The 6,297-nt window shown below is 68.7% G+C and carries 6 protein-coding genes and 1 pseudogene; 4 read left to right on the forward strand and 3 right to left on the reverse strand.

Annotated elements, in window-relative coordinates; genetic code table 11:
• Both G6027_RS00295 and G6027_RS00300 read right to left on the reverse strand, forming a co-directional pair.
• Positions 1 to 439: pseudogene (locus G6027_RS00295) on the reverse strand (adenosine deaminase); the annotation flags it as partial.
• Positions 436 to 1,905, reverse strand: coding sequence for an amino acid carrier protein (locus G6027_RS00300; RefSeq protein WP_182634356.1), 1,470 nt, complete (start codon positions 1,903 to 1,905; stop codon positions 436 to 438). The pseudogene G6027_RS00295 and the gene G6027_RS00300, both read right to left, overlap by 4 nt.
• A 56-nt stretch (positions 1,906 to 1,961) precedes the next feature.
• Between G6027_RS00300 and G6027_RS00305 the strand changes: the two genes are divergently transcribed.
• A complete protein-coding gene (locus tag G6027_RS00305; protein WP_346995577.1) occupies positions 1,962 to 2,852 on the forward strand; it encodes a patatin family protein in 891 nt (296 codons plus the stop codon).
• 90 nt (positions 2,853 to 2,942) lie between these two features.
• Here G6027_RS00305 and G6027_RS00310 read toward each other — a convergent pair whose 3' ends face one another.
• A complete protein-coding gene (locus G6027_RS00310; RefSeq protein WP_182634358.1) occupies positions 2,943 to 3,095 on the reverse strand; it encodes a hypothetical protein in 153 nt (50 codons plus the stop codon).
• Positions 3,096 to 3,329: 234 nt separating this feature from the next.
• On the opposite strand from G6027_RS00310, the gene G6027_RS00315 reads away from it, so the two are divergent.
• The 3 genes from G6027_RS00315 to G6027_RS00325 all read left to right on the forward strand — a co-directional run bounded on the left by G6027_RS00315 (position 3,330) and on the right by G6027_RS00325 (position 6,144).
• Positions 3,330 to 3,512, forward strand: a complete 183-nt coding sequence (locus tag G6027_RS00315; protein ID WP_182634359.1) for a hypothetical protein — start codon at positions 3,330 to 3,332, stop codon at positions 3,510 to 3,512.
• A 158-nt stretch (positions 3,513 to 3,670) separates the two neighbouring features.
• The gene (locus G6027_RS00320; protein WP_182634361.1) at positions 3,671 to 5,365 is read left to right on the forward strand and encodes a nitrite/sulfite reductase; all 1,695 of its coding nucleotides are present in this window, start codon (positions 3,671 to 3,673) and stop codon (positions 5,363 to 5,365) included.
• Positions 5,362 to 6,144 (forward strand): phosphoadenylyl-sulfate reductase, encoded by a 783-nt coding sequence (locus tag G6027_RS00325; protein ID WP_182634363.1) that lies wholly within the window; start codon positions 5,362 to 5,364, stop codon positions 6,142 to 6,144. The genes G6027_RS00320 and G6027_RS00325 overlap by 4 nt, the downstream gene beginning before the upstream one ends.
• Positions 6,145 to 6,297: the final 153 nt, after the last annotated feature.

Raw genomic sequence — 6,297 nt, forward strand, 5'->3', positions numbered from 1 at the left:
GCGCCCGCCCGGCCCCGCGGTCGATGCTCACGATGGCGCCGGTCCACACCCCGTGGCGCCGGCCGGCCTCCGCGGCGGCCGGGAGGATGAACCCCAGAGCCTCCTCGGCAGTGTCGAAGGCGGCCGACTTGTCCGGGATGGAGGCGAACTCGAGCGCCACGACGCCCTGTGCGGCGGCATCGGCCACCACCTCGTCGAGCAGTCGGCCGACCCGTTCCGGGGTGCGCAGGAGCGAGATGAGCAGGCCGTAGGCGTCGAGGAAGCGGGTGAAGTCGGGGAACTCGACGAGCGGCGGGACCTCCACGCCGTCCTCGGCACACCACTGACGCATCGTCTCGGCGCGCATCGCGGCCTCGAGGTGGACGTGCAGGTGCGCCTTGGGCAGGGCGGCGTAGCGCTCGTACGCGGGGGAGTGCGCGGCCGGTGCCGGGTGGCTCATCCCTTCGGTTCGACGTCGCGCGCCTCGTCGGCGACGTGCTGCAGCGTCATCGGATCGGAACCGTCCCAGGACGTGACGTTCCGGGCCTGCGGCAGGTCGTCACGGTGGAACACCGGGTTGTGGCCCTTGGCCTTCTGCCGCAGGTAGTGCTGCAGCAGGGCCACCGCGAGACCGCTGAGCGGGATGATCGCGATGAGGTTGATGGTGGCCATGACGCCCATGAACAGGTCCGCCATGTTCCAGATGAGGTCGACCGACCCCAGGCAGCCACCGAGCACGGCCAGGATGACCAGCACGCGGAAGACGCGTAGGGCCACGGGGCTCTCGCGCAGGAAGCGGATGTTGGCCTCGCCGTAGTAGGAGTTGCCGAGGATCGAGGAGAAGGCGAGGAAGAAGATGACCACCATCAGGAAGGGCACGCCCCAGTCGCCGACCTGTGAGGCCAGTGAGTCCTGGGTGAGCGTGATGCCCTCGCGGTCGCCGCCGAACTCCGGGTTGGCGAGCAGGATGATGAACGCGGTCGCCGAGCACACGACCAGCGTGTCGAAGTAGACGCCGAGCGCCTGCACCAGGCCCTGCTTGACGGGGTGGGAGACGGACGCGGTGGCGGCCGCGTTGGGGACCGAGCCCATACCGGCCTCGTTGGAGAACAGGCCGCGCCGCATGCCCTGCATGATCGCCGCGCCGATCGCGGCGCCCGCGACCTCGCGGAAGCCCAGGGCGTGGCCGACGATAAGCGAGATCATCTCCGGGACCTCGGTGATGTTGATCGCCACGACGAAGAGTGCGACGACGATGTAGGCGATCGCCATGACCGGGACCACGATCTCGGTGACGGCGGACAGTCGCCGGATGCCGCCGAAGATCACCGCGCCCACCACCAGCGCCAGTACGACGCCGATGACCAGGCCGGACCCGAGCCCCTCGAGGCCGAACTGGTTGCGTACGGAGGCGGAGATGGAGTTGGCCTGGACGGCGTTGAAGACGAAGCCGTAGGTCACGGTGATGATCACCGCGAAGGCGACCGCCACCGGCTTCCACCCGAGGCCGTCGCGGATGTAATAGGCGGGGCCGCCGATGTAGGAGTCCTTGCCCCGGACCTTGTAGAGCTGGGCGAGGGTGGACTCGACGAACGCGGTGGCGCCTCCGATGATCGCCAGCATCCACATCCAGAACACCGCACCCGGTCCGCCGACCGTGATCGCGATCGCGACGCCGGCGATGTTCCCGGTGCCGACGCGGGAGGCGGCGGAGACGGTGAAGGCGCGGAAGGCGGAGATGCCCTTCTTGTCCGGCTCGATGTCCGAGGGCTTCTCGACGATCGTCCTGAACATCTCCGGGAACATCCGGATCTGGACGATCAGAGTGGTGAAGGAGAAGTACAGGCCGGCGATGACGAGTAGCGCGATGACCGCGTACCAGTAGACATCGTTGACGGATGCGATGAAGTCGGCGATGGCGCTCACTCAGGAGACGCTAGTCGATCATCGCTGATGTGACGATGCGACCTACCCTGGGTGTCGTGACCGATTTATCGCCCACCGCTCCGGATGTCGCCGTCCTGTTCGAGGGCGGGGGAATGCGGGCGGTCCACACGGCGGGAGTCGTGGAGACACTCATCGATGCGGGTATCCACGGGGGGATGGCTGCCGGGATCTCCGCGGGAGCCACGCACGTGGCCAACTATCTGTCCCGCGAGGGCGTCCGCGCGCGGAAGAGCTTCGTCGAGCTCGCGGCGGACCCCAACTTCGGGGACTGGCGCAGCTTCGCCCGGGGGAAGGGTCTGTTCAACGCCGAGTACATCTACGAGCAGACCGGTCTCCCGGACCAGGTGTTGCCGTACGACTTCGACACGTTCTCGGCCAGCGGCACGGCCGCGAGGATCGGCACGTTCAGGTGCTCGGACGGTGCCACGGTCTTCTGGACCGAGGAGGATGCCTCGAGCATGCCGGAACTCATGCGGATGGTCAGGTCGTCCTCGACGATGCCGGTGTGGATGCCGCCGGTGCTGATCGACGGCGAGTACTACGTGGACGGGGCCCTGGGCCACGACGGCGGGGTCCCGCTGTCCGCGGCGCGGGAGTCCGGATACGAGAAGTTCCTGGTGGTGCTCACGCAGCCGAAGGGGTACCGGAAGATCCCGCCGCGGAGACTCACCCCGTTCTACCGCTCGTACTTTCGCAGGTTTCCGGCAGTGGGGGAGGCACTCCAGCACAGATGGGCGCTCTACAACGAGACGCTCGACGAGATTGAGGCGCTGGAGGAGTCGGGCGATGCGGTGGTGTTCCGCCCGGACAGGGTATTGATCAGGAGCTACGAACGCAGGGTCGATCGACTCGCCGAGGCCTATGTTCTCGGCAGGGAGCAGGCCCGGCGCGAGGTCGACGCCTGGCTCGAGTTCTGCGGGATGTGAGGCGGCCGATACTCGAAAGCCGCGATTGAGCAGTGGTTGACAAATGAGGAATGCCCCGGTGGCGGACCACCGGGGCACCTCGGGACGCGTTCAGGAACCGAACAGCGCCGCGCCGCCGCCGAGGGTGCCGAGGATGTAGGCGGGCAGGGCGAGGAAGCCGTCGATCGCAGCCGAACCGGTGCCGGTGTCGGGGAGGAGATCAGCGGAGCCGCTGGCGAGGCCGAACCAGAAATCAGAGAACATGGGAGGTCCTTTCGAGAGGTGGTCCCCCACTGGGTGGTGGGGTACATCACTCACGGTACTGACGATCCACGGGTGTTTCCACGCACAGGCGGCTCGGGTGAAGCTTCTCAGGATATTCGTAACCGCCGCGCTGGGGGGTTCCTACTTAATGAAGATCGTCCTATAGTCGGGCTAGGGCGACCGCGATGAAGTCCAAAGGGTGGGCTGGTACGGCCGCTCTGGAAGGAGTTCATCATGTGGGGCAGTCTCTTTGAATTCGCCGGGTCGACAGTCGGCGCGGCCGGCAGTCTGGCCACCGACACGGGGTCGACGCTCGTCGACACCCTGACGTTCCTGCCGGTCCACATCGTGGAGGTGTTCTGGTACACCGTGTTCGGCATCGCCGGGGATCTGGGTTCGACCCCGCCCTTGGCGTGAGGGTCCGCACGAAGGTGTGATACCCAGCCGCCTCCCACTCCGGGGGGCGGCTGATCTCGTGGGTGGGCTCAGCGTCGTCGACGGGGGCCCGCGGCCGGGGGCGGAGCCTGTCGTGCGTCATTAGACAGACCGGTCTGTCGACGGCTACCCTCGCGGACATGACCGGTACCGACGCCGCCGCCCGCCCCGCTCGTCCCGCACGTGCCCCCAAGCCGCAGGGCCAGTGGAAGATCGACGGCAAACTCACGCTCAACCACAACGAGGAGTTCAAGCTCGAGGACGACGCGCTCAACGTGCGTCAGCGCATCCTCGACACGTACTCCAAGGAGGGCTTCGCCTCCATCCCGTCCGACGACCTGTCGGGCCGGATGCGCTGGTGGGGTCTGTACACCCAGCGCAAGCAGGGCCTGGACGGCACCCGGACGTCCAAGCTCGAGGCCGATGAGCTGCAGGACGAGTACTTCATGATGCGCGTACGCACCGACGGCGGCGCGGTCACCACCGATCAGCTGCGGGTGCTCGCGGGCATCTCGACCGACTTCGCCCGCGGCACCGCGGACATCTCCGACCGGCAGAACATCCAGTACCACTGGATCGCCATCGAGGACGTCCCCGAGGTCTGGCAGCGGCTCGAGGACGTGGGGATCGACACGGTCGAGGCCTGCGGCGACTGCCCGCGCGTGATCCTCGGCAGCCCGGTCGCGGGCGTGGCCGAGTCCGAGCTCCTGGACCCGACCCCGGTGATCGAGGAGATCAAGGCCAAGTACATCGGTACCGAGGAGTTCTCCAACCTCCCGCGCAAGTTCAAGTCCGCCATCACCGGGCACCCGAGCCTCGACGTGGTCCACGAGATCAACGACATCTCGCTGGTGGGCGTCCTGCACCCCGAGCTCGGCCCGGGCTACGACCTCTGGGTGGGTGGCGGGCTGTCGACCAACCCGCAGCTCGCCACCCGCATCGGCGTGTTCGTGCGCCAGGAGGAGGCGGCCGAGGTGTGGGCCGGCGTGGTGGGGATCTTCCGCGACTACGGCTACCGCCGCATGCGCACCCGCGCCCGGCTCAAGTTCCTCATCAAGGACTGGGGCGCCGAGAAGTTCCGCCAGGTCCTCCAGGACGAGTACCTGGGCCGCGAGCTCCCGGACGGTCCCGCCCCCGAGCGTGGCGTGGGCTCGGGCGACCACGTGGGCGTCTACGAGCAGAAGGACGGGCGCTTCTACGTGGGAGCCGCCCCGACCGTCGGGCGCGTGGGCGGCGAGAAGCTCTCGCAGGTCGCCGACCTCGCCGAGGCCGCGGGCTCCCACCGGGTCCGCTTCACCCCGCACCAGAAGCTGCTCGTGCTGGACGTCGAGCCGGAGAAGGTGGAGCAGCTGGTCGAGGGACTGGCCGCGATCGGCCTGCACGCCCGGCCCAGCTCCTTCCGCCGCTCCACCATGGCGTGCACCGGCATCGAGTTCTGCAAGCTCGCCTTTGTCGACACCAAGGACACCGCCACCGCGTTGATCGGTGAGCTCGAGAACCGGTTCGCCGACGACGCGCCACTGCGCACGCCGCTGTCGATCCACCTCAACGGCTGCCCCAACAGCTGTGCGCGCATCCAGACCGCCGACATCGGACTCAAGGGTCAGCTGCTCGACGGCGACACCCCGGGCTTCCAGGTCCATCTCGGCGGCGGCCTGGCCTCCGAGGACCAGGAGTCGGGCGGGCTCGGCCGCACGGTGCGAGGCCTCCGCGTGCCCTCCGCGGAGCTGCCCGACTACGTGGAGCGCGTCATCCGCAAGTACGTGGAGACCGGTGAGAACGGCGAGACCTTCGCCGAGTGGGCACACCGGGTGGACGAGGAGGTCCTGGTATGACCGCAGTCGCACTCGATCTGCTGCCCCGCAGCACCGTCCTGACCCCCGGCCCCGGTAGGCGCCGGACCACCGAGGAACTCAAGGCGATCGCCGAGGACGCGGCACAGCGTTTCGACGACCGTGGGCTCTACGGGCACCACGGCGAGGTCGACCCCGCCGAGGTCCTGGCCTGGGCGGGCGAGACCTTCGGCGACGCCCTGGCCGTGGCGTGCTCGATGGCCAACACCGTGGTGCCGGAGATGACCGCGCAGTACGCCCCGGGAGTGGACGTGCTCTTCCTCGACACCGGGTACCACTTCTCGGAGACCATCGGCGTGCGGGACGCCCTCGCGTCCACACCGGGACTGAACGTGGTGGACGTGCGCAGCCCCGCGAGCCGTGAGGAGCACGAGGCCGCGCTCGGCCCGCGCCCGTTCGAGACGAACCCGGAGCTGTGCTGCCGCCTGCGCAAGGTGGAGCCGCTCGACGCGGCACTGTCCGGATACGAGGCGTGGATCACCGGTCTGCGCCGGGTGGACACCGACCACCGTGCCGGGGCGGCGATCGTGGAGTGGGACGCCAAGCACTCGATGATCAAGATCAACCCGCTCGTGGCGTGGACCCTGGAGCGCGTCCACGCCTACGCGGATGAGCACGGGTGCCTGCTCAACCCGTTGCTCGACGACGGCTTCCCCTCGATAGGCTGTGAGCCGTGCACCCACCGCGTCGAAGCCGGAGCGGATCCGCGCTCAGGTCGCTGGGTCGGTTCCTCCAAGACCGAGTGCGGCATCCACCTGTGACGATCGCGTTCGCTGACGCCGCTCCCGCGGCCGAGCGACCGGCGGTGCCCGCGTTGGACGGACTGCCCCTCACGGTGGGGCTGTCCGCGCGGGAGGTGCTCGTGGTGGGCGCGGGGCCGGTGTCGGTCCGCCGCGCCGAGACCTTCCTCGAGG

The sequence above is a fragment of the Dietzia sp. SLG310A2-38A2 genome (assembly GCF_014145095.1).
In the GTDB taxonomy this organism is placed as follows: Bacteria; Actinomycetota; Actinomycetes; order Mycobacteriales; family Mycobacteriaceae; genus Dietzia.